Annotated in this window: 21 protein-coding genes and 1 pseudogene; 17 read left to right on the forward strand and 5 right to left on the reverse strand. The window is 62.2% G+C overall.

What is annotated here, in order from left to right; all coding sequences use genetic code 11:
• The first annotated feature begins 6 nt into the window (after positions 1 to 6).
• Positions 7 to 279, forward strand: coding sequence for an acyl carrier protein (locus KP001_RS21295; RefSeq protein WP_217287473.1), 273 nt, complete (start codon positions 7 to 9; stop codon positions 277 to 279).
• A gap of 9 nt (positions 280 to 288) precedes the next feature.
• A complete protein-coding gene (locus KP001_RS21300; RefSeq protein WP_239027850.1) occupies positions 289 to 789 on the forward strand; it encodes an acyltransferase in 501 nt (166 codons plus the stop codon).
• Here KP001_RS21300 and KP001_RS21305 read toward each other — a convergent pair.
• From KP001_RS21305 to KP001_RS21315, 3 genes are read right to left on the reverse strand one after another with little or no spacing between them, the layout of a single operon-like run.
• Positions 786 to 1586 carry a cytochrome c3 family protein gene (locus tag KP001_RS21305; RefSeq protein ID WP_217287474.1) on the reverse strand — a complete coding sequence of 267 codons (801 nt, stop codon included), beginning with the start codon at positions 1584 to 1586 and terminating at the stop codon, positions 786 to 788. The two genes, KP001_RS21300 and KP001_RS21305, sit on opposite strands and share 4 nt — an antisense overlap.
• A complete protein-coding gene (locus tag KP001_RS21310) occupies positions 1583 to 2680 on the reverse strand; it encodes a cytochrome b (protein ID WP_217287475.1) in 1098 nt (365 codons plus the stop codon). Before KP001_RS21310 ends, KP001_RS21305 begins: the two co-directional genes overlap by 4 nt.
• A gap of 22 nt (positions 2681 to 2702) precedes the next feature.
• The gene (locus KP001_RS21315; protein ID WP_217287476.1) at positions 2703 to 3122 is read right to left on the reverse strand and encodes a QcrA and Rieske domain-containing protein; all 420 of its coding nucleotides are present in this window, start codon (positions 3120 to 3122) and stop codon (positions 2703 to 2705) included.
• Between the two features lie 267 nt (positions 3123 to 3389).
• Here KP001_RS21315 and KP001_RS21320 point away from each other — a divergent pair, with 267 nt between their 5' ends.
• The gene (locus KP001_RS21320) at positions 3390 to 3722 is read left to right on the forward strand and encodes an arsenosugar biosynthesis-associated peroxidase-like protein (protein WP_135872495.1); all 333 of its coding nucleotides are present in this window, start codon (positions 3390 to 3392) and stop codon (positions 3720 to 3722) included.
• A gap of 8 nt (positions 3723 to 3730) precedes the next feature.
• Positions 3731 to 4686: pseudogene (gene arsS / locus KP001_RS21325) on the forward strand (arsenosugar biosynthesis radical SAM (seleno)protein ArsS).
• Between the two features lie 17 nt (positions 4687 to 4703).
• On the opposite strand, the gene KP001_RS21330 reads toward arsS, so the two are convergent.
• Positions 4704 to 5207 (reverse strand): hypothetical protein, encoded by a 504-nt coding sequence (locus tag KP001_RS21330; protein WP_217287477.1) that lies wholly within the window; start codon positions 5205 to 5207, stop codon positions 4704 to 4706.
• Complete coding sequence (locus KP001_RS21335; protein ID WP_217287478.1) at positions 5204 to 6100, reverse strand: SDR family NAD(P)-dependent oxidoreductase; 897 nt, start codon at positions 6098 to 6100, stop codon at positions 5204 to 5206. The genes KP001_RS21330 and KP001_RS21335 overlap by 4 nt, the downstream gene beginning before the upstream one ends.
• 173 nt (positions 6101 to 6273) lie before the next feature.
• Here KP001_RS21335 and KP001_RS21340 point away from each other — a divergent pair, with 173 nt between their 5' ends.
• From KP001_RS21340 to KP001_RS21400, 13 genes are all read left to right on the forward strand, one after another.
• A complete protein-coding gene (locus KP001_RS21340; RefSeq protein WP_217287479.1) occupies positions 6274 to 6471 on the forward strand; it encodes a ferredoxin in 198 nt (65 codons plus the stop codon).
• 1 nt (position 6472) lies between these two features.
• Positions 6473 to 7582: a two-component system sensor histidine kinase NtrB gene (locus tag KP001_RS21345; RefSeq protein ID WP_217287480.1), complete on the forward strand. Its 1110-nt coding sequence runs from the start codon at positions 6473 to 6475 to the stop codon at positions 7580 to 7582.
• A gap of 196 nt (positions 7583 to 7778) precedes the next feature.
• Positions 7779 to 8189 (forward strand): heavy-metal-associated domain-containing protein, encoded by a 411-nt coding sequence (locus tag KP001_RS21350; RefSeq protein WP_217287481.1) that lies wholly within the window; start codon positions 7779 to 7781, stop codon positions 8187 to 8189.
• Positions 8190 to 8259: 70 nt separating this feature from the next.
• Positions 8260 to 8733, forward strand: a complete 474-nt coding sequence (locus tag KP001_RS21355; protein ID WP_217287482.1) for a DUF2318 domain-containing protein — start codon at positions 8260 to 8262, stop codon at positions 8731 to 8733.
• 246 nt (positions 8734 to 8979) lie between these two features.
• Complete coding sequence (locus KP001_RS21360) at positions 8980 to 9606, forward strand: hypothetical protein (protein WP_217287483.1); 627 nt, start codon at positions 8980 to 8982, stop codon at positions 9604 to 9606.
• Positions 9607 to 9873: 267 nt separating this feature from the next.
• Positions 9874 to 11196 carry a cytochrome c3 family protein gene (locus KP001_RS21365; RefSeq protein ID WP_217287484.1) on the forward strand — a complete coding sequence of 441 codons (1323 nt, stop codon included), beginning with the start codon at positions 9874 to 9876 and terminating at the stop codon, positions 11194 to 11196.
• A 54-nt stretch (positions 11197 to 11250) separates the two neighbouring features.
• Positions 11251 to 12471: an NHL repeat-containing protein gene (locus tag KP001_RS21370; RefSeq protein WP_217287485.1), complete on the forward strand. Its 1221-nt coding sequence runs from the start codon at positions 11251 to 11253 to the stop codon at positions 12469 to 12471.
• A gap of 34 nt (positions 12472 to 12505) precedes the next feature.
• Complete coding sequence (locus KP001_RS21375; RefSeq protein WP_217287486.1) at positions 12506 to 13078, forward strand: cytochrome c3 family protein; 573 nt, start codon at positions 12506 to 12508, stop codon at positions 13076 to 13078.
• A 2-nt stretch (positions 13079 to 13080) separates the two neighbouring features.
• Entirely contained in the window at positions 13081 to 14778 is a 1698-nt protein-coding gene (locus KP001_RS21380; protein WP_217287487.1) for a hypothetical protein, read from the forward strand.
• A gap of 238 nt (positions 14779 to 15016) precedes the next feature.
• A complete protein-coding gene (locus KP001_RS21385) occupies positions 15017 to 16123 on the forward strand; it encodes an SMP-30/gluconolactonase/LRE family protein (RefSeq protein ID WP_217287488.1) in 1107 nt (368 codons plus the stop codon).
• 4 nt (positions 16124 to 16127) lie between these two features.
• Positions 16128 to 17969: a cytochrome c3 family protein gene (locus KP001_RS21390; RefSeq protein ID WP_217287489.1), complete on the forward strand. Its 1842-nt coding sequence runs from the start codon at positions 16128 to 16130 to the stop codon at positions 17967 to 17969.
• Between the two features lie 376 nt (positions 17970 to 18345).
• Complete coding sequence (locus tag KP001_RS21395; RefSeq protein WP_217287490.1) at positions 18346 to 19200, forward strand: cytochrome C; 855 nt, start codon at positions 18346 to 18348, stop codon at positions 19198 to 19200.
• A 106-nt stretch (positions 19201 to 19306) separates the two neighbouring features.
• Positions 19307 to 23734, forward strand: coding sequence for a hypothetical protein (locus KP001_RS21400; protein ID WP_217287491.1), 4428 nt, complete (start codon positions 19307 to 19309; stop codon positions 23732 to 23734).
• Positions 23735 to 23747: the final 13 nt, after the last annotated feature.

Consider the following 23747-nt stretch of genomic DNA (forward strand, 5'->3'; position numbering starts at 1 on the left):
AACCAGATGAACCTAAAGGATGAGATCAGACATTTCGTGGTGGAAAATTTCCTCTTCGGCGATGCCGGGGGGCTCACCGATGACAGCTCCTTCATCCGGGAAGGGATCGTCGACTCGACGGGGATCCTGCAACTGGTAGCCTACCTCCAGGAGCGCTACCAGGTCCTGGTGACCGACGAGGAACTGATCCCGGAGAATCTCGACTCGGTGCGACGGGTGGCGGCGTTCGTGGAAGGAAAGCGGCAAGGCGATGCTGCCGGCGCTGGCAGCGAAGGGTAGGGGGAGACCATGCGAGCGACGATGAGCGGCGGGATCCTGCAGAGGGTTCTGGGGAAGCTGGCGATGTTGGCTCCCGGCGGTTATTCGTTGCGTCCCTGGCTGCACAAGATCCGTGGCGTGCACATGGGGAAAAACGTCTGGATCAGTCAGTTGGTCTACCTGGATGACCAGCATCCCGAAAAGATCGCCATCGGCGACAACGTCACCATCGGGCTGCGTTGCACTGTCTTTGCCCACTTCTACCTGGGCGACCGTTGTCCCGAGGAGGTGAAGGGGGGGGTGGTCATCGGTAACGACGTATTCATCGGCCCCAACTGCACTATCCTGCACGGCGTCACCATCGGGGCGGGGGCCGTGGTGGTGGCGGGAAGCGTGGTAACCAGAAACGTTCCCGCCGGCGTCCTTTACGGACCGCCGGCGGCCGAGCCTCTGGCCCGCATCACCCATCCGCTCACGGAAAACGGCCAGGTCCAGTACCAGAAGTTCCTCTTCGGTCTCAAGAAACTCTAGTCGTAACTCTTCTTCATCAGGTGGAACAGGAACGCGAGCAGGACCATGAAGCCGACCGCGATCCCTCCCGCCACCCGCCTTTTCTGGTGCGACTGTTCGATCTCCTTCAAGGCCGCATCCAGTTTTCCTAGCTCCTTGTTGATGGCTGCCGATTCCCCCTTCACCCGCGCCACGTCCACGTCATGGAACAGGGTGTGGAAGCGGTTCCTCACGGCGAAAAGCGACTTACCCATCTTCTCGGTGTCGACGCCGCTTGCCTGGAAGCCGGCGATCCGGCGCGAGATGTTGTCGATGTACTCCTCGGTCTGCTGCATGGCATCCCGGATCGCCTGCGCCCTTTCGAAGCTGTGGCAGCGGGTGCAGCTCTTTTCGTTGATGAGGGCAAGCGACGCCTTCACCACCTGGTGGTTGCCGTGACAGGTCACGCAGGTGGGGCCGCCGGCGCCGAGCGCGCGGCCGTGCGCGCTGGAGAGGTAATCCTTGTAAACGCCGGGATGGCAGCGCCCGCAAAAACCGGGAATGTCCTTCTCCTTCGGTGCACCCAGAAACCCGCGCTGCGGCGTCATGGCGTTGGCCGCGTCCTTGGGGTCGCCGCCGTGGCAGCCGTTGCAGGAGATCCCGTTCTCGGCGTGGATGCTGCCGCGCCAGAGGTTGACCGGTGCGCCGAGCCGGTCCGGCAGCGAGGAGTGGCATTGGATGCAGACCGTCTCCGGCTGCTCCACCGGCGCGGCCAGTGCCGGTTGCAGGAAGAGGAGCGGGGCGAGGAACAGGATGGCCAGGGTCATTTTCCTTGTCATGACAGGTGCCCCCATACGCTAAGAGCGATCCAGAGCAGGATGCCCGCGATCACCAGGGTCAGGAATACCGGGCGCTTCAACGGATGCCGCTCCGGAGACCGGTCGATGAAGGGAAGCAGTGCCAGGAAGGTCATCGCCGCCGCCTGAACCGAGAGCCCCAAAAGCTCGCTCGGGAAGATCTTCAGGGTCTGGTAGTTGGCCAGAAAGTACCACTCCGGCTTGATGTGCGCCGGCGTCTTGAAGGGGTCGGCCGGCACGAAGGCGTCAGGTGTGAAGGGCATGCCGGGCCAGAAAAAGACGACGGCCAGGAAGACGGCGAAGTAGATGGAGATCGAACTCAGGTCCTGCAGCACGTAGTTGGGGAAGAAGGGGATTCCGCCGGGGTGCCCCTGGTAGTGGTACTGTTGCGCCTCGAAGGGAGTCGCGGTTCCCTCCCTGCCGAAGGGGGGAGCCGAGATTCCGGTGCGCTTCAAAAGGAACAGGTGCGCCCCGATGAAGGCCGCGATCACCACGGGAAGTACCGCCGCGTGCAGGGCGAAGAAGCGTCCCAGTGTGGGCGGGCCCACCAGTTTGCCGCCGCGCAGGAACTCCACCAGGTAGGGGCCCGCCACCGGAATCGCGCTGGCGCTGTTGGTGGCAACCGTGGTGGCCCAGAAGGAGAGCTGGCTCCAGGGGGCCAGGTAGCCGGTGAGGGAGATCCCCTGCACCAGTGCGAGCAGGGTGAAGCCGGTGACCCAGTTAAGCTCGCGCGGGGCCTTATAGCTCCCCATGAGCAGGGTGGAGAGCATGTGCAGGATCAGCACCGCCACCATCATGTTGGAGCCCACCGCGTGACACAGGCGGATCAGCCAGCCGAAGGGGACCTCGTTCATGATGAAGGTGACGCTTTTGAAGGCCTTGTCCGCGTCGGGGACGTAATAGATCATGAGCAGCATGCCGGTGATCACCTGCAAGGCGAAGATCACAAGGAGCACGCTCCCAAGTGAATACCACTCGTTGATGTTGCGCGGCAGCAGGTAGCCGGTCAGCTCCTTCTCCACGATCTCGCCGACCCCGATGCGCAGGTCGAGCCAGCGGTACAGCCTCTTTAGCATGGACGTTTGCCTCCGTGGGGGGTTAGCCGATGGTGATGTTGCCTTCGGTGACGGTGAGCGGGATCTTGGCGAGCGGGCGCGGCGGGGGGCCTCCCAGCACCGAGCCGTCGGTGGAGAACTGGCCGCCGTGGCAGGGGCAGAGAAACTGCTGCTTCTCCTTGACCCACTGCACGATGCAGCCAAGATGGGTGCAGACAGCGGAAAGGGCGACCAGCTCGCCCGTCTTGGTCTTGATCAGCACGGCCGAGGAACCGGCGAACTCGAAGAACTTGGCGTCCCCCTCCTTGAGCTCTCCCGCCGGAATAACCAGCTTGGCGGCTCCCCCCTGGCCCGTTCTGGGAGCCAGATAACGGAAAACCGGATAGCCCGCGGCAACCGCTGCGGCGGCCGTGGCTCCGGCCACGCAGACCCCGAGAAACTTCCTCCTTCCCTCGTTCTCCATGCAACCTCCCTGCTGTTGTCTGTCGATTCGGCACAAGTATAATGACAGCTTGCACCTTTTCAAGCGACTTTTTCATGAACCTGAGGCGAGGAGGACGTTCACGCTGAAAGCCGCGGCGCCACGGCCGGCGCGGCACGGGGGTGTGCCGCAGTGGGGCTCCATCTATCTAATGAGCCATTGGGCCGAGGCCGCTTTACCCTCTTTACCCCTGGCGGCGTTTCGGGTATGCTGGCGCCCTCGCCGCGAACCTCACCGTAAGGAGAACCGATGGAAACGTATTACGACCCCAAGGATTTGGGGAGCTTCGCCGAGATCGGCAAAGACGCGCCGGAACTGGCCGGGAAGTTCTTCGACTACTACAACGAGGTCTTTGCCGAGGGGGACCTCACCGAGCGGGAAAAGGCTCTCATCGCCCTTGCCGTCGCCCATACCGTGCAGTGTCCCTACTGCATCGACGCCTATACCCGGGCGTGCCTGGAGAAAGGGTCGCATCTGGGCGAGATGACCGAGGCGCTGCACGTGGTGACGGCCATTCGCGGCGGCGCATCCCTGGTGCATGGCGTGCAGATGCGCAAGATCGCCGAGAAACTCTCGCTTTAGGAGACGGAATGGACGGGGCGACGCACAGACAGGGGGAGAGTTTCGGGGAGCGTCTCGCGCGCCATGGGCTCTCGCTCGCCCGCGAGCGGACCACGGCGCTGCAGGTGAACCTGGGGCTCGTCTGCGACCTCGCCTGCGCCCACTGCCACCTGGAGGCTGGGCCTGCGCGCAGCGAGATGATGCCGCTAACGGTGATGGACGAGGTGATCGCCTGTGCCCGCCGTTTCCGGTTCGACAGCATCGACCTGACCGGGGGCGCCCCGGAACTGGTCCCGGAGCTGCCGTACCTGGTGCGGGGGGTGGCGCCGGAGACCCCGAGGCTGATCGTGCGCACCAACCTGGTCTCGCTGGAGGGGGAGCGGGGCGAGGAGCTGTTGCGGTTGTACCGCGAGCTGAAGGTGGTGCTGGTTGCCTCGCTGCCGGCGGTCAACCAGAGCCAGACCGAGGCCCAGCGCGGGGGGGGCGCCTGGGAGAGGAGCATCCGGGCGCTGAAGAGGCTGAACGAACTGGGATACGGCCTGCCGGGTGGCCCCCTCGAACTCGACCTGGTCAGCAACCCTTCCGGTGCCTTCCTGCCGCCTCCCCAGCTTCAGGCCCAGGAGAAGTTCCGGCGCGACCTCGCCCGCAGGCATGGCGTCAGTTTTCACAACCTCTACACCTTCGCCAACGTCCCGCTGGGGAGGTTTCGCCGCTTCCTGGAGCGCTCGGGTAACCTGGAGGGGTACCTGGAGAAGCTCGGCGCCGGCTTCAACCCCTGCGCCGTGGCCGGGGTCATGTGCCGCAGCCAGCTTTCCGTTGACTGGCGCGGGCGTCTCTACGACTGCGATTTTCATCTGGCCCGGGGGGTGTTCCAGGGGGCGAGGAACGGCTCATCTCCGCCCTGGTCGAGCTTCCCCCCCCGGGAACCCCCATCGCCGTCGCCGATCACTGCTATGCATGCACGGTCGGCTCCGGGTTCACCTGAGGGGGGAGCATCGTGGCCTAGTTAGGCCGTTTTCCCCCCGGCTTTCCCGCCGGCGCCCCCGGGCGGAACACCCGTCCCCGGTAATTCCCCTTCTGCTCCCAAAAAAGACGAAACTCGCGGTCCCGCAGGGCGCGCATCTTCGCCAGCGTCTGCTTGCCCAGTTCCGGTGGGAGCTTGCCCCGCGGCACCCGCTTCCAGGGGCCCTGCCAGGATCCGGATCGATGCCAGCCACCGCCGCTGATCTTGAAGTAGGCCGGGGCGAGGTAGAAGAGGTCCTCCGCGGCGACCGCCACCCCGAAGCCGAGCTCGGGCGGAAAGAGGAACAGCGGCGCCCGCCGCGCCGCCGAAGGCACCGGCCGGGGGGGGGCACCTTCCTGCGGTGCGGCAGCGGGAGGGGGCTCCTGCTGCTGCCGGTAATACTCTTCGTAGAACTGGTACGGGTAGTAGGTCTCGTCGGCGCGCGCGCTCCCGGCTGCTGCGGCAAGCGCGATGATCGAGGTCAGTACAAGCACTGTTTTCATGGCACCCTCCCTTTCCCAGCCTGGCTGGCAAGGCCCGTAAGTTCCAGGCTCGTCCTCCATAGACGCCCCGCCGCGGCCTGGTCGTAGGAGGCCGGTGAGGACGGGGCTTCCTGCTCCCCCGCGTAGTAGCCGCCACTTTTGCCGGCCAACTCGCCGGCGCGTGCGAGGTAGAGCACTGTGCGCGCCCCCCGCCCCGGCCCGACCAGCGTTCCGCTTCGCAAGGAGCCAACGACATGTGAGAGCCAGCTCACCACCCCGTTGTTGAGCGAAAAACGGGTGAGCACGTTGCCCGGCGCCGCCGCGTTCGCCGTGACCCCGGTTCCCTCCAGGCGGCGGGCCAGTTCGTAGGTGAAGAGCAGGTTTGCCAACTTGGACTGCGCATACGCCCTCCTCCCGTCGTACCCCCGCTCGAGGTTCAGGTCGTCGAAATCAATTCCGGGGCAGGCGCGGTGCGCACCCGAGGCCACATTCACCACCCTGGCCCGTCCCGCCTGGCGCAGCCGCTCCAGAAGGAGCAGGGTCAAAAGGAAGTACCCCAGGTGGTTCAGGGCGAAGGTCATTTCCACGCCGTCGGCGGTAGTGATGCGCCGGTCGAACCTCCCCCCGGCGTTGTTCACCAGCAGATCCAGGCGGGGGTGGACCGCGTGAAACCGCCGGGCGAGGGCGCGGACCTCCTCCTGCCTCGAGAGATCCGCCTGCCAGAACTCCACCCGGTAGTTGCCGCTTTTCCGCTTGATTCCCTCGGCGCTTCTTTCGCAGCGCACGTGATCCCGTCCCACCCCGATGAGGGTAGCTCCGCCCCGGGCCAGGGCGAGGGCGGTCGCCCTGCCTATTCCCGAACTCGCCTCGGTAACGAGGCAGATCTTGCCGGTCATGTCTGTCGACGCGGGCATGGCATCCTCTCTGGCCGATATTGGGATAATCTAACGATTCTCCGGTCGGCGGTACGATTGTCAAGTTTCACATCTGCCATTTTTTCATTGGGAAGTTGGCGAGCACCTGCGTTATAGTGGCGTGTGGTCCGGCACCCGTCCGGGCCGACGTCGAGGTGGAGAAGGGGGAGAAGGTGGCAAGAAGACCATGGGTGGACAAGGAACAATGCATCAGCTGCGGCATCTGCGTAGCGAACTGCCCGCAGGTGTTCCGCTTCGACGCGCACGGCAAGTCGGAGTGCTACGACCCCGCCGGCGCCGAGGAGGAAGTGATCCGGACGCAGGCGGTGGAGCTTTGCCCGGTGTCGTGCATCGGATGGGAGGAGCGCTAGCGTGCCCCTCGCCAATAGACCTGCCGGCCTGGTCAGAGGGGTCTCCCTGACCGCCTGTGTCGTGGCGATCAGCCTTTTGCACTACCTGACGCCGCTGAGGCTCGGGATGCTGCACGACATCTTCCAGCGCCTGTACTATATCCCGATCATCCTTGCGGCCTACTGGTTCGGGTTCCGCGGCGGCATCGGCTGCGCCCTCCTGGTTACCGTCGCCTACGCCCCGCATATCCTGTTCCAGTGGGGCGGGCACATCTCCATGGAGATGGAGAAGTACCTGGAGGTGATCCTGTACAACGTGGTGGGGGGGATCACCGGTTTTCTGTCGCAGCAGGAGCGCTGCCGGCGCGAGGAACTGGAACAGACCGCGCAGGGGCTCGAGGACTCCTACCGGCAGCTGAAGACCCAGTCCGAGCTGATCATCAGGATCGAGGAACAGCTGCGGCGCGCCGAGCGGCTGTCGGCCCTGGGGGAACTCTCCGCCATACTGGCCCACGAGATCCGGAACCCGCTGGCATCGATCCGGGGCACCGCGGAGATCCTGATGGAGCAGGGGACCCCGGCCGAGCGGCGGGGCGAGTTCCTCGAGATCCTGGTCAAGGAGTCGGACCGGCTGAACCGGGTGGTGGAGGACTTTTTGCGCATGGCCCGTCCCGAGCCGGCGGACCGGAGGGAATGCGACATCAACGAGGAACTCGCCAACATGGTGACCCTGCTGTCGGCCCAGGCGCGCGGCTGCGGGGTGAGCCTCGAGCTTTCCCGCGGGACGGTGCCGCGGCTGGTGGCGGACCCGGAGAAGCTGCGCCAGGCTTTCCTGAACCTCATGCTTAACGCGATCCAGGCCTCGGCGGAGGGAGGGAGCGTGCAGGTGGCAACCTCTTTTGACCGGGAGGCCGGTCTTGTGGAGATCCGCATCTCCGACCAGGGTGCCGGGATCGCCCCCGACGCCATCGCCCAGATCTTCGAGCCCTTCTTCACCACCAAGGGGAGCGGCACGGGGCTGGGACTTCCGATCACCAAGAAGATCATTGAGGGGCATGGCGGCAGTGTCGAGGTGACCAGCGAGCCGGGGAAGGGAGCGACCTTCAAGGTGCGGATCCCCGCCGGGGAGTGATACTGTGGAAAATCCTACTGCGCGTGCGGGATATTCCACACCACCCCCTCTGCCCGGGCGTTGCCGGCGCCACGACCTGATATGATCCTCATGGGTTAGGTCATCTCCCGCTCCGTGGCACGCTCCTTGTATCCGGGTGCAACGTCCGGGAAAACGGGCGCATCCCGCGCCTGCCGCGCCCGGCCGGGAGCTGCCCATGAGAAACAAGATCCTGAACACCGCGCTCGTCTTCTTCGTCGTCGCGGTCCTGGCAATTTTCGCATTTTACGTGCGGGTCGGCGCCACCGCCGATCAGGTGGTGGTGCTGCGCACCTCGGGGATGACCTGCGGCAGTTGCGTGAAGAAGATCACCGACGCACTGCAGTCCCAGCGGGGGGTCGCGGCCACGGAGGTGGATCTGGAGTCGGGGGTGGTCATCGCCGGGTACGACTCGAAGCAGACCGCGCCCGAGAAACTCGCCCAGGCGGTGCAAAAGATCGGTTTCTACTCTCAGGTGGCACAGGTGGTCACCCCGCAGCAGTTCCGCGGCATCGTCGGGCGGGACGTCGGCGGCAAGGCGGCGCCCGGTGGATGCTGTGGCTCGCGGGGGTGCGGCGCCGCCAAATAGAGGTCATCCAACGCCCGTGCGGGCGGGATTCAGCAACAGCCTGCGCGTCAGGCCCCAAAAGGAGCAACACATGGTTCAGTCAAGCAAAAAAGGATTCACAACCCTCCTCCTGGTCGCCATCGCCCTCGTCGCCATGGCGACCGTCGCCTTCGCCTTCAGCCTTCCGGGTATGGGGAAATACGAGAAGGTGAAGCCGGCCGGCGGCAGCGTCACCATCCCGGTCGCCAAGGTGAGCGACGGCAAAACGCACTACTACAAGTTCGCCGACGCCGGCAGCGAGATCAACTTCTTCATCGTCAAGGGAAGCGACGGACAGCTTCACATCGCCTTCGACGCCTGCGACGTCTGCTACCGCGAGAAGAAGGGGTACGAGCAGCAGGGGGACAAGATGAACTGCCTGAACTGCAACCAGAAGTTCGCCATCAACCGGATCGGTGCGGCCTCGGCCGGCGGTTGCAACCCTTCCCACCTTCCCGCCAAGGTCGACGGCGGCAAGGTGACCATCTCGGTCGGAGATTTGAAGGCGGGGGCACGCTTCTTCTAGGGAGGCGCCATCCGGGCGAAACAGAGAACCCGAAACGCCGGGAGTCGCGCAAAGCCGCGACCCCGGCGTTTTCTTTTGCCCCCGTTCGCGGGGCACGGGACCCCGGAGGAGGCCGGGGAGGTAGCCGTTTCGGGACGTCCGGCCGGCGGCCCCGTGAGGGGGGCGGTCTCCGCCGGGTTTTGCTGGTTGACACCCGTCTTGCTGGCGGTGTATTACAGAAGGGCGGTCAGCATCAGGGGGTATCACGTGAGCAAGGACAAGGACGAGCGCAAGGGGCACCTCAAGCTCGTGGTGAATAACGCGGAAATCAGAAGTGCCAGGCCTTCGGCGCCCGAGCAGGAGTTCGTCCCGCTCGAAGAACTGATCGCCAACCGGGACCTGTTCCGTCCCGCCTTCTACCGCGGCATGGGGCGGTTGCAGACCAAGGGATACCAGCAGTTGGAGCGCTATCTGGCCAACCGTGGCGCGCCGTACGGGATCGACCCCGTGCATGGCAAGGTGATGGTGCTCCCCGCCGGGAACGTCTCACCCGAGGCCTTGGAATTCGGCTCGCCTCAGGACGAACTCCTTTTGAGCATCTCCGAGGACGCCGGCGGTTCCGGGCTTTGCTTCTCGCTGGAGATGATCCTCCCTTACTTCAGCGAGGACGACGCGGTCATGGAGGAGGCACTCCTCTTCGCGCCCGTGCTGCAGTACGGCGCCCTGTTCCTGGAGGAGAACCCCCACGACGGCATGCTCGACCTGATCTACCGCCTGGCCGTGCCGCTGTTCCCGCCGGTACTCACCACCCGACTGGCAGAAAGGATGTTCTCCATCTTCTCCTTCGAGCTGAAGGAGACCTTCCTCGCCCTCTCCGACTACCCCGAGGGGTGACCCCCGACCCGCCCGGCGCCTTTCCGGGCACCCCTTTCCTCCCGTCCCCGGCGGATCTACGGCCGGCGCGGCCAGATCTTTAATATTGAAATGTTCTTCCGATAGTGATATTTATCATTGGCCTTTTCCCCTTTTAGGGTCGCTATTTATACTCCGGTAAACTGTTCGGTTATTTGTCCCGCGGTCTGGAGCGAAACACCTTTCCGCTGGCGCGTCGCGCAGTTGTGCAGATCTTACCCATTAACCATCCGGATTAGGAAGTCTTCCATGAAAGTGTTGTCTTTAGCGTCAACTGCTTTGGCCGCCCTCGCGCTCTTTTGCTGCAGTCCGGCCCTCGGTGCGTCCTGTACGACAACGGAATGCCACGCCCCCCTCTCCGCCTTCAAGTATCCCCACGCCCCGGTCAAGGAGGGAGACTGCTCCCCCTGTCACAGCCTGAAGGGAAAGGAGCACCCTGTGAAGGGGACGAAGACCTTCGAGCTGACAGCGAAGGGATCGGCCCTTTGCAAGGATTGCCATGACGTGCCTGGACAAAAGAAGGTGGTGCATGCGCCGGTGAGTGAAGGGGATTGCGTCAGTTGCCACAAGCCTCACGGCGCCAACAACCGCTTCCTTCTCGACGTGGGCGAAGATCGCTCCAAGCTCTGTTTCAACTGTCATGACGCCGCTCCCTTCAAGGCCAAGTTCATGCACGGGCCGGCCGCGGTCGGCTCCTGCAACGCCTGTCATGACCCTCACGCCTCCGCCGAAAACCGGCTCATGAAGGATAAGACACGCACCATCTGCCTGGGGTGCCACGCCGATTTCGCCTCACAGCTGAAGCAAGCCACCTACGTGCACCCTCCCGTTTCCAAGGATCCCTGCACGGCCTGTCACGACCCCCATGGCTCCGCCGTCGAGATGTTCCTCAAGGTCAAGTCCCCCGACCTTTGCGTCGGGTGCCATGCGAAGATTGGCAAGCAGATCGGCCAGGTCAAAGTGCCGCACAAGCCGATGCTGGAAAAGGGTGGCTGCTCGAACTGCCATTCCGCTCATTTCTCCAAGGGGAAGAAGCTTCTCTCCGGCAGCGAGATGGAGGTCTGCCTCTCCTGCCATGTCAAGGGGAAGGCGGGTAACCTGCGAGACATCCAGGCCGAGATCAAGGACAAGAAGTACCTGCACGGTCCGCTTCAGAAAGGTTCCTGCAGTGCCTGCCACGACCCGCACGGCTCCGACAACGCGCGGCTTTTGCGCGGCAAGTATCCCGAGGACCTTTACGCTCCGTACCAGGACGGTCTCTACGACGCCTGTCTGAAGTGCCACGACAGGAACCTGCTCAGGTTCCCAGAAACGACCATCTACACCAAGTTCAGAAACGGCAACCGCAACCTGCACATAGTTCACGTCAAAATCCGCAAGGGTCGCACCTGTCGCATCTGCCATGAACCGCACGCAAGCGACGGCGAGAAGTTGATCAGCAAGGCCGGCGCGCGGTTCGGAGACTGGAAAATACCGATCAACTTCGTCGTCAGCGGGACCGGCGGCAGCTGCGCGCCCGGTTGCCACAGACCGTTCAGTTACGACCGGCAGAGCCCGGTGAAGTACAACTAGCGACCATTAAACGTCCCCCCGCGACCCGGGGGCTTGTGCAAAAGGAGCAGTGACATGACCCGGACAGACACCTTGAGTAAAAACTTGAAGCGTCTCATTGCGTTCTTCTGCGTGGGTGCCGCGCTTTCCGGTTGCGCGGCCTCGAAGCCGAAACTGGCGCCGTCGTTTTTCCCGCCGCCGCCCGATGAACCGCACATCCAGTACCTCATGGGGATCAACAACTCGAGCGACCTGGGTAGTTCAAGCGGCGGAGTTGGGAAACTGCTTCTGGGTGGCTCCCAGGTCATCACCTCCATCGGCAAGCCGTACGGTATCACCTATAAGAAGGGAAAAATCTACGTCTGCGACGTCGAGTCGGGGCAGGTCATCGTCATCGACATCGTGCAGAACACGATGCGCAACCTGAGCGACGAGGCCGGCGCCGGGGAGCTGAGAAAGCCCATCGGCGTCGCGGTCGACGACGAAGGCAACGTCTACGTGGCCGATTCCGGCCGCAAGGATATCGCCGTCTACGATGAAAACGGGAAGTTCCTGAGATCCATGGGGAAGGGGCTTGCCAAGAGGACGCTCATAGGCGTCGCGGTCTACAAGGATTTCCTGATCACCGCGGACAACGCCACCGGGCTCATCTTCGTGCTTGACCGCAAATCCGGGGAAATTCTCAACACCCTGGGGAACAGCCCCGACTCCTCGAAGAACCCGTCCCTTCCCAACGGGTTGACTGTCGACAAGCAGGGTTTCATCCACGTGGTCAGTGTCGGCAACGGCACCGTCAAGGAGTACGACCTGGACGGCAACCTCCGCTCCAGCTTCGGCACCCTTGGTGACGTTCCCGGCCAGTTCACCCGTCCCAGGGGGGTCGACGTGGATGACGACGGCAACATTTTCGTCGTGGACGCGGGACACGGGGTGGTGCAGGTGTTCAACTCCGAACGCCGGATCCTGGGCGATTTCGGCCGCCCCGGTCTCCTCCAGGGGTCCCTGAACCTCCCTGCCGGTGTGGTCACCACCAAGGATCATCTGGACCTGTTCCAGAAATACGCCGCCCCGGGATTCAAGCTGACAGAGCTGATATTCGTCACCAACCAGTTCAAAAGCAGTATCAACAAATACATTGCCGTGTATGGCATGGGCGAGATGACCGGGTGGAAGTCTCCCAAGGCTGAACCGAAGGCTGAGCCAAAAGCTGAACCGAAGGCTGGGCCGAAAGCTGAACCGAAGGCTGAGCCAAAAGCTGAACCGAAAGCCAAGGACGGAAAGGCTGGGGAGAAATAGCAGCCTTGTAGACCACCAAGTACCTGGAGTGCTGATGCTGAAAAAGCTAGGGTCCATACTTTTTATTGCTTATGCGTTGAGCGTGCTATGCGGTTGCGATCCGGTCACCCTGCACAAGGTCACGTCCACCATCTTCGATGGGGTGCCCAGCCTCCCACCTGCGGAACAGTTGTGTCAGGAGTACCAGGCGACCAAGGCGGAAGACGAGAAAAAGAAGGACAACGTCAAGTTGGCGTCGGATGCCGCTGCTTCAGGTTCCAGCCATCTTCCTTACCGTGAAAAACGCTGCAACGCCTGTCACGACAAGACCCAGGACTCCGGGTTGATAAAGCCCAAGGCGCAGCTGTGCTTCGTATGTCACCCGAAAATCATCAAGGGGAGCATGGCTCACGGCCCGGCCGCTGTCGGCAGCTGCCTCGAGTGCCACGAACCGCATTCCTCCAACTACCCCGCGCTCATGAAGGCTGAGAAGGGGAAGCTTTGCGCAGGGTGCCACCAGGAGAAACGGCTCGCACTGGCGATGCACCAGAAAGTCTCTTCCAACGGTATGTTTTGCATGGACTGTCATGATCCCCATGGCGGCGCCTCTGCGTACTTCCTCCGCTAGCCATGAATGTTCGCTTCCTGCTCCCCTGCTTTGTGATCTGCCTGGCGCTGCCGCGTCTTTGCAGCGCCGCGCGCAACGTCGCCGTCATCCAGCAACCGAGCCTGCTCATGTTCGGCGATGTGAAGCAGGCAGTCGGCGTGACCTACGTTGCCAACGAGCGCGTCACTGATACCACCAAGACCTCCGGTCAGTCCCTCAGCGAGCGGTACTCGCTGGGCACGAGCCTCGCGATTTTCGACCCGAACTTGATGTTGTTCGACATAAGCGTCGGAGGGAGCTACCAGAATGAGCTTGGCGGCCGCGGGGCCTCCGCGCTCGATGCTCAGTACAACATCGTCGGCACGGGCCTTGCCGACAGCCGCACTCCCTTCGGCGTCACCGCCTCCCGTACCACCACCTTCATCGCCAACGGCTACACCCCTTCCCATACGGTCACCAGCACCAACACGTCGGTGTACGGGCGGCTGATGCATGACATCATGCCGCTGCAAATAAGCTATGGGCATGGCACCACCAGCTCCAGCGGCCTCGATGTCGACTACAACTCGACTTCCGATTCCATGGCGCTTTCGGGGAAGTACGACGTGGACTGGAGCAGCACCACCTTTGGTCTCGGGTTTACCTCCGACCACTCAGGCAACCGGGACAGCAGGGCCTACCGTTTTACTTTGAACAACTCCAGTTCGCTGGACCCAAAGAAGACTTACCTGTTGAACTCGTTGCTTACCATCAACGATACCAGGCCCGTTGATATTCCGAACCGGACCATCAACTGGTCGGAATCCCTGAGCGCGCACCTGGGGAAGGCGCTGACCGCCTCCCTTGCGTTGGAGCTCTCCGACAGTTCCACGGCTGACTTCGAAGGCAACCGCCAGAGCCAGACCACGAGAAGCATCGCGGGTACACTCTCCCACCAGCTCTTCCAGAGCCTGTCCACCATAGTCTCCGGCGACGTGAGCGACAGCAGCGCCTACGGTGGCGAAACCTTCAGCTACGGCGGCGGAATCTCGCTGGCCTACAACAAGGTGCTTCCGGCCAACAGCAAGCTCGGACTCACTTTCGGCTACAACACCAGAATCACCGACCAAAAGATCCTGCTATCGGAAGTCGCGGTGCCTGACGAGCCACACACGGTGGCGCAGTTGGGCGAACACATCCCGCTGAGCACCATAGGGACCATCTCACGCGTCGTCAGTGTCCGTAGCCTGAACCCTGATACCACCTACATCGAAAACGTGGACTACCGGGTCAATTTAGCCGAGAGATCCATCGAGATACTCAACATCGCGCCTCTCACCAATATCCTGGTGTCCTACGCGGTGGCTGTAAACCCTGATATCAACTACCAGTCCACAGGTTACACCAACGGCTTCATCATAAGCCTGCTCGGGAACCTGTACACCATCTCAGGCAACATGTCGGTGCATCGGGAGACCCAACTGGACGGGGCCGTCACCGTACCACTCAGCAAGAGCACCAACTACAACCTGCGCGGCGATGCCAACTTCGGCAAACTGAAATGCGGGGCGGAGTACTCCTACTCGGACAACGTCTCCCATAGCTACTCCAAGGTGCGCACCTATGCCAACTACAACACCTACCTCACCACGACCGACTCCTTCGGGGTAAGCATGTCGGACGACTATTTCATGTATCCGACGGGGGGATATCGGGGGGGGGGTATGACGAGAACACCATAGCCGCCACCGCCACCTACACCGGGTTGCTGCTGCAGTCCGTCAACACCACCGCCTCGGTGGCGGGGACCGACAGCCGCAATCCCTATGGCTCCACGAACACGTTCCTGACCAGGTTGGGAGTGGGCACCACCTTCCGCAAGCTGAGTTGCTCACTGGATTTCACCAATATCTTCCGCTTCACAGATAAGACATCCACCCGGGACACCACCGTCATAGCACGCGTGGTAAGGAGTTTCTGATGCGTATCCATGGTTGCGGCAGAGGGAGCACGTGGCGGCAGCGGCTTCTCTGGGCGGGGGTGGGGGGCGCTATGATGCTGCTCTTGGCGGCATGCGCGACCCCGGTCGTCCCGCTTTTGCAGCGCGGTGATGCGGCCGGGCCCCAGTGGCCAGAGCCCCCGATGCGCGCCAAGATCCGCTGGGTCAAGAGCATCGAGACTCCCCAGGACGCTGGGATAGCACGCAGCGCCTGGAGGCACGCCGTGGAATTCTTCACAGGGGCCGCGGCGGACAACATCGTCAAGCCGCACGGTGTTTATTTCGACGAAGCCGGCCGGCTGTTTGTCGCGGATGCCGGCGTCGGAGTGGTGCACCTGTTCGACACCAGGAACGGGGCCTACAAAAGGATAACCGGCCCCTCCGGGCTACCTTTCCGTTCACCGATCGGCCTCGCACAGGACGACGCGGGCGGCCTCTTCATCTCCGATTCCGCAGCGGACACCGTCTACCGTTACGATCTGGCCAGCGGTGACGTCACCCCGTTTTGTCGGGAGATGGCCCGGCCCACCGGCATTGCCTACAACAGGGTGAACAAGCTTCTCTACGTCGCCGAAACGGGATACGGGCGCGTGGTGGCCCTGGACCGCAACGCCGGGCAGAAGCTCACCATCCATACCTCGAAGAGTGGGGAAGGTCTGTTCAACAAGCCCATCGACCTGGCCGTTGACCGGGCCGGACGCGTCTACGTCAACGACCCGCTCAATTACAAGATCAACGTCTTCACCCCGGACGGCAGGCTGCAGCAGCGGTTCGGCGAAATGGGTGACGCCCCCGGGCAGATGGACAAGCCTAAGGGGATCGCGGTGGACGCCGAGGGGCGCATCTTCGTCTGCGATTCGCTGCTCGACACGGTGCAGCTCTTCGACGCCAGTGGCGTGTACATGTTCAGTTTCGGCGCCAACGGAACCGGCGCCGGCGACTTCTGGATGCCATCGGGGATCCACATCGCCAGTAACTGGGTCTTTGTTTCCGATACCTACAATAATCGCGTGCAGGTATTCCAGATCCTCTCCAACGAGGACTCCGTGGATGATGAACCGGCTTCGCAGCCAACCAGTAAGAGGTGAAATGATGAACACACCAACATTGATGTGGAGGATCGGACGTCATGTCATCGCCGCTGCGCTGGCAGCCGGCGTTGCCGGCACGCCTGCCCACGCCAAGCTGAGCGTGCTCAGTTCTCCTCACAATCTCTCCGCCAGTGGCGGCAGGGGGGGGAGCCGCCCCGGTGTAAGCTTCAGCGAGGAAAGGCGGGTGTGCGTATTCTGCCACGTCCCGCACCAGGCCACTCCCGGCCTTCCGCTTTGGAGCCGGCCGCTTTCCCCTGAAGGGACCAATTACAGGCTGTACCAGTCTTCGACACTCAGCGCCACGGCGGTGACGGGAAAGCCGACCGGCGCCTCGCGGCTGTGTCTTAGCTGCCATGACGGCACCATCGCGCTCGGGCAGTTCGCCGGCAGCGGGATCACGACCGCGGTCACCATGCCTGGTGGAACCACCGACAACCCCAATCTCACCATTAACCTTACGGACGACCATCCCATATCCATCCAGTACACCGAGGCCGTGGCGCAGCAAAGTCAGCTCGTCTCACCATCCGCACTGCAGGGACGGGTGCGCCTTGAAGGCGGTTCCGTGCTGCAATGCACCTCGTGCCACGACCCTCACGACAACCAGTTCGGGGATTTTCTGGTCATCAACAACACCAACCCCTCGCTTCCCAACTACCAGCCCGGCGCACCGCTTTGCGTCGCGTGCCACCGCCCGGCAGGGTGGGACAGCGCGGCCCACAACCCTGTCCGTACTCCAACTCTCCCCAATGGCTGCGTGACCTGCCACGTCGTTCACAACGCCCCCGGTCCCGTGCGTCTTCTGCGCGGCGCCAAGCAGGAGGATACCTGCTATCAAAGCTGCCACAATGGCACCGGGATGGGAGCCGACATCAAATCCCTCCTTGGCACCGGGATGCACCGCCATCCGGTGGGTGAGGACGGCGGTGGTGTCGGGCATGACGAAAAGGAGTCGTTGCCGGCCGCCGAGCACCATGTCCAATGCGTGGACTGCCACAATCCCCATCAAGCCGCGGTCGAGGCGACACCACTTTCACTGCCGCCGTTTGTGAACGGCACTCTCAGAGGGGTCGTCAAGGACAACCTGGGGGGGAAGGCCGACTACGAGTACGAGATCTGCTTCAAGTGCCACTCCGGTGCCAATGCCGACAAGTTCGCCGGCGTCCTCGAGCCCAAGCCCAACCGCGTTATCGCGGAGCAGAACCAGGCATTCCGCTTCGACATCCTGAACCCGTCCTTTCACCCGGTGATGGCCGACCGCAAGACCTCCGGGGCGAGCCTTCTGGTCGAGCTGCAGAGCTCCATGAAGCGGATCTACTGTTCCGACTGCCACAACAACAGCCTTGGCACCAGGGCCGGCGGCAGCGGCCCCAGCGGGCCTCACGGGTCGCAGTATCCGCACATACTGATCGGCCAGTACGACATGCCGGTGGCCGGGTCGGCAACGACCTCATACAACAAGTCGCAGTATGCCCTTTGCTTCCGGTGCCACTCCGAGGATTACGTCATGGTAACCGGGACGGCTTTCAACGACGCCGGAGTGAATGAGCACGCCACCCATGTTCGTGACCGCCTCATTCCCTGCTTCGCCTGTCACGACCCGCACGGCGTTCCATGGAGGCTTGGTGGGACCGCCGCCAACAACGCGCACCTGGTCAACTTCGACAAGGATTACACCGTGGGTGCCCAAGTTGCCACCCCCGTCTATGTGACCAGCGCTCCCGGTGTCGGCAGTTGCACCGTCAACTGCCATACCGTAGCCGGCAACACCCATGGCTACACCAAGTCCGCCGCCAAAGGCGTGCTGCGGTTCAAGCCAGCCGCCTTCCCGAAAAAGCGCTAGGCTAGCCCTTTCACGCTGCACAGAAGCTCCCACCATTAACCTGGTGGGAGCTTTTTTTTCGTCAGCTCCGCCCTCTCACGTCATCTCACTTCACATGCGGTTAAAAGACCGCATCCGTCTCCGTTATTTGGCCAGCAAGCGTAGCGTGCAGGGGCCGTGTTTTCGCTACGAAGCGGTGTGCCGAGGCCTGGTGACAGTAAAAAATAAATAGCTAACCCACCGGAAAAACAGTATTTGGTGGATCTGGTGCAGGGTTCGCGAAAATTATTCGCGGTGTTGGGAACGAGGTTTGCTGTAGAGGTGTAATCATAATCGTTTGGTCCCAGATGGGGCTGACATTAAACCGGTTGTAATCAACCAAAAAAAGGAGACGGAAATGAAAAAGATTTTGGTAGGTGTAGTTGCTCTTGGTTCCATGACTGTTGCTGGCGTAGCAATGGCAGGCCTTCCGGCCGCGACAGGTGTCAACGGCTCCCTGCACGACATGACCAAGGTCGTCACCAACGCCGACAGCATGGGTCGAGTCTGTGTATTCTGCCACACCCCGCATAACGCGCAGTCCAACCTCGGCGCTGCTTCCAACGCTCCGCTCTGGAACCACGATGCTGGTACCGCTACCTACACCCCGTACCAGTGGGTCACCCCGCTCAACAAGCAGGATGCCCTCGGTAACTCCTTCCAGCCGCAGAATGGCGACGAGGCTCTGCAGGGCCCGAGCCGTCTGTGCATGACCTGCCACGACGGCACCATCGCTGTCGATCAGCACGGCAAAGCAAGGGAGCAGGTCGGCACCGTGAAGATGGGTGCAATCGGCGGCGGTGAAGGCGCACGTGCAGACCTCGGCGGCGACCTGACCAAGACTCACCCGATCGGCTTCGACTACGTAGCCATCAGGACCCACCGTAACACCGCTGCTGTTGTTGGCGACCTGACCGGTACCGAGATCGTTGACCCGACCGAGAAGTTCGCTACCGCAGTTGACACCACCGGTACCGTTGGCGGCGTCTACAACGTCGTTACCCGCGCTGGCAACAAGAGGATCGTAGACGTTCTGTTCGACAGCAAGATCATGACCTGCGCTTCCTGCCACGAAGTTCACAACAAAGAGAACGCCGTTCAGGACAACTACAAGCCGAACAGCCTCGGCCTCAGCACCTCCGATGCTCCTAACTACTTCCTGTACGCAAAAGAGACCGACTCCCTCATCTGCCTCTCCTGCCACATCAAGTAATTTTGCTGGCTCGCTGGGAGGGGGCGCTCGCCCCCTCCTTTTATGATTTTGGCTGTCCGGGGTCTCGCGATCACGGGCGATCATTCAATCGAAAAGGGAGACACCTATGTTTAAAAAAGGCATTGCAGCTGCGGGATGCCTAGCCATTGTCGCCGCTGGTTGGTCCTATGCGGCAACGACATGGCAGGTGCAGACCAAGCTCAGTACTGCCGGCGGTACGATCCAGGTGCGCGATAAAGCGCTCCAGACTACTGCGGGTACTACAGCTTACAACAACTTCACCACCTCCACCGGGCTGATTCCGGTCAAGGTTGCCGCCAAACCGGGCTACAAGATCACCACCATCTACAAGAGCGGCGTTGCCCAGACCGTATCGGACCCCAACCTTTACTCGGTTGACCTGCAGAAAGCCGGCGGTCTGACCCAGAGCGTGGTTGCCAGCTTTGCAGCACTGCCGAACACCGTGACCGGTGTGGCAGTCGGCTCGGGCACCATCTCCCCGTCCAGCGCTACCGTCTATACCGGCGGCAGCACAACCTTCGCAGTCACCCCGGCTACCAAGTACCAGGTGCTGACCGCGATTTCCCCTGCCGGCCTCCCGATGAAGGACATGCTGGGCAAGACGGTAACGCTTCCGTACAGCGGCGGCACCGTCAACGTCACCCTGTCCAACGTGCAGGCTTCCCAGACCATTACCGCGACCTTCGCCACCGCCAGCGTTTCTGCTGGTACTGACAACGTCGTTGCGGTAGGCGCCCCCGCCACCATCCAGGGCAGCGGTTCCGGCACCATCGCCTGGAGCCAGGTCAGCGGCCCCACCGTTGACACCACCGGGTGGACCACCGCAACCCCGAGCTTCACCCCGGCCGCTGCCGGTACCTATGTCTTCAAGGCAACTGAGTCCCTCATGGGCCTGAGCGACACCGTCCAGATCATCGCCACCACCGATATGGACGGTTACGTGAAGTCTGCCTGCGACGGCTGCCACAATGCCACCACCGGCGTGGTTCCCAGCACCGCGTACAACGCCTGGACTGCATCCGGTCATAAAACCGTAGGCGTTAACTGCATCACCTGCCACACCGATGGCGCGATGCCGACCCCGGCTAACACCAAGAGCGTCAACCCGGACACCTTCCTCATCACGGGTGCAACCGCAGGCAACATTGGCGACAACTACTGTGACAAGTGCCACAACGGTGGAAGGGGCGCCGTGGTTGATCATAACACCACCGTCGTCTCTACTGCCACCTGCAGCAACTGCCACACACCGCACTACTTCAGCCAGAACGGTATGGATCACTTCGCCGGTCTCCCGTCGACCGGTGGCTACGTTGATGGCACCCAGAGGACCCAGTACGTGTCCCAGGGCGCTACCTGCGTTGATTGCCACAACCCGCTCTCCAACGATGTCAACAAAGGCTACGCAGAAGGCGGCCACGGCAAGATCTCCGATGTCGCTCTGAATGCATTCGCTCACTACGACTGGTCCGGCCGCACCAACAACGGCACCCGTCAGAACGGCAACTGCGACCGCTGCCACACCACCGGCGGCTTCCTGAAGCTGCTCGGCTCTGCTGACGCGACTCGCCTTGCTCCGCAGGCTGGCGTGCAGAACGTCCTCGCATGCGTTTCCTGCCACAGCGACTTCGCTACCGGCGCGCTGCGCACCGGTGCTACCCCGGCCGGCAACCCGACCGCTCTTACCGGCGGCTACTTCGCACTGTTCAGCTCCGCTGCCTCTGCTGTACCGGCTGGCAAGACCAAGATCCAGGTCCAGTTCCCGGGCTACAAGAACTCCTCGATCTGCATCCCCTGCCACTCCGGCCGCAGCACCGATGACGTGTTCGTAGCGGTCATCGACAAGGCCAAGGCTGTGAGCGGGAACTACACCACCATCCAGACCAGCTACTACCAGCACGCTGCCAACATGGGCCAGACCTTCATTGGTAAAGGTGCGTACAACTTCGACGGCGTTGACTTCGTCGGCACCAACGGCCATGCTGGGGTTAAAAACAACTTCACCGATACCGAAGGGCCCTGCGTCGGTTGCCACTACAGCAAAACTGGTGCAACTCACTCCCTCGAGCCCGTCGGCTACTCCGAAGTCTGCGGTGCCTGCCACCGTGCCGGTTTCGGCGCCACCGATGTGGAAGAGAAGAAAGCTGAATTTGATGCAGGCGTAGCAGTTCTCGACGCCCTCATCCGCAGCAAGATGGCTTCCATTCAGACCAAGGTTGGCGACCTCGCAGAAGAGCGCGCTAACGTCCGCTTCGGCCGCTTCGGCAAAGCAGCAGGCGTAGCTGCTGACGATGTCACCGCCAAGAACGCCTACGGTGCATGGTACAACTGGCAGATCCTTGCCACCTACGACAAGGCAGCTTTCGCTCACAACCCGACCTTCGCACGTCAGATCCTGATGGAAACCATCGACTACGTCGACAACGCGAAGATCGACGGCTCTGCTGAAGCCACCATCGCTGCAAGCGCTCTTTCTGCAGCCGACAAGGAAAAAGCAGAGAAATACGTGACCAGCGTAGGGTGCGCAGTCTGCCACGCTACCAAAGACACCCTCATCGCCACCGGCAAGCATGCCAGCGAAGTTTCCACCCACTCCGGCACCTGCGGCCGTTGCCACACCACTGAAGGCTACACCGCCTTCCTGGCAACCGGTAACAGCCCGACTGGCAACTACACCAAGACCGCCCTGGCTGGCAACCCCAGCTTCAACGGCCTCGACAACTCTTACAACGGCTCCCAGAACGTTTCCTGCGCTGCCTGCCACGATCAGCACGGCACCGTCCGCAACGTAGCGTGGAATCCGCAGCCGAAGGACACCGCTGCAGCACCTTCTGTCGAGTACAAACTCTGCACCTCCTGCCACAACCTGACCGACGCGTCCGGTAACGTCATGGCTTCCGGCCTGCTCGTTAACGGCACCCAGACCGTGGCTAAGCAGCAGCACTACAAAGACTGGTACCGCAACATCGCATCCACCCACTACGACCTTCCGAGCACTGGTACCGTCACCAACGTTGGTACCATCATCGAGGGTTACAACGTCCGCTACAACAGCGCGACCGCCTGCACCGACTGCCACGGGCATGAGTTCTACACCAACACCAATGGTGTGATCTCCGCTACCCCGACCGCAGGCACCATTCAGACCGAGTGGGCACAGTCCGGCCACGCTGGCAAGATCCTCAGCGTGAAATTCGCAGCATTCACCACCGCTGGCAACAGCGCACGTAGCAGGACCCAGGCCAACAACGCCGCAGTTCAGGGCGCTGGCGTAACCGCCGCAACCGGCATGGCTTGGGAGCACTACAACTGGGATGACTCCACCGGCACCGCTTCCGACCGTAAGTCCTGCCAGAAGTGCCACACCGCAACCGGTTCGGCCAACTACCTGACCAGCCCGGCCACCTACAACGCGGCTAACAACGACTTCTCGCACCTGGCTCAGTGGGCCACCGCGAAAGTCTCCCCGCAGAACGAAGTACTGTACTGCTGGGGCTGCCACACCTCCGCTGAAACCGGCGCGCTTCGCAACCCGGGTGCAGTAACCACCGCAGACTACACCTTCAAAGGTGCCAACGCATCCTTCCCGGATGTCGGCGCATCCAACGTCTGCATCACCTGCCACGGCGGCCAGAAGTCCGGTGAGTCCATCACCGCCCTCACCACCGCTGGCAACACCTTCACCAACGTCAGCTTCGTGAACTCGCACTACATGGCGGCTGCAAGCATCATGTACGCAAAAGCTGGCTACACCAACTTCATCGATCCGAACACCGTGATCGGTACCAGCACCTACGGCAAGTCCCTGACCACCACCGAAGACGGCGGTTTGCTCAGCTCCACCCACCGTAAACTGGGTACCGCTGCCATCATCGGCGACCACGGCATCACCGCAGAAATGGGTCTTGCTGACGGCGGTCCGTGCGCAACCTGCCACTATGCAGGCGGCAACCACGAGCTTGAGATCGGTGCAGTGGCCTTCACCAAAGTCTGCGTGAACTGCCACGACGCAGAAGGCACCACCACCCTCACCACTGAAAACTTCAAAGAAGTGTTCATTGAGGAGCAGGCTGTACCGTTCAAAGACGCCATTTCCCTGGCACTGGCTAAACTGTCCGCCAACTACGGCATCACCTACAACGCTTCCGCTTACCCGTACTTCTACGACGCTCGCAACGCTAACAGCGCCGTGAAAGACTGGACCCGCGGTGGCCAGCTGACTGCTGCAGAAGCAGAGAAGCTGATGGGTGCTTGCTTCAACATCAACCTGCTCAACCGCGATCCGGCTGCTTATGTACACGCCAGGACCTACGCTCGCAGGCTGCTGTATGACACCATCGACTTCCTCGACGACAAGACCATCAACATGTCGACCGGCGCAACCGCCATCGCATGGGATTCTGTCAAGTACGTCAAGGACGCAACCGCTGGTGGTACCACCACCGAGGACTTCAAGTACCTTGCTGGCTACAACCGTACCAGCCTGGCTTGGAATGCTCTGCAGCGTCCGTAGTAACTGCTAGTTA

The sequence above is a fragment of the Geomonas subterranea genome (assembly GCF_019063845.1).
Classification (GTDB): domain Bacteria; phylum Desulfobacterota; class Desulfuromonadia; order Geobacterales; family Geobacteraceae; genus Geomonas; species Geomonas subterranea.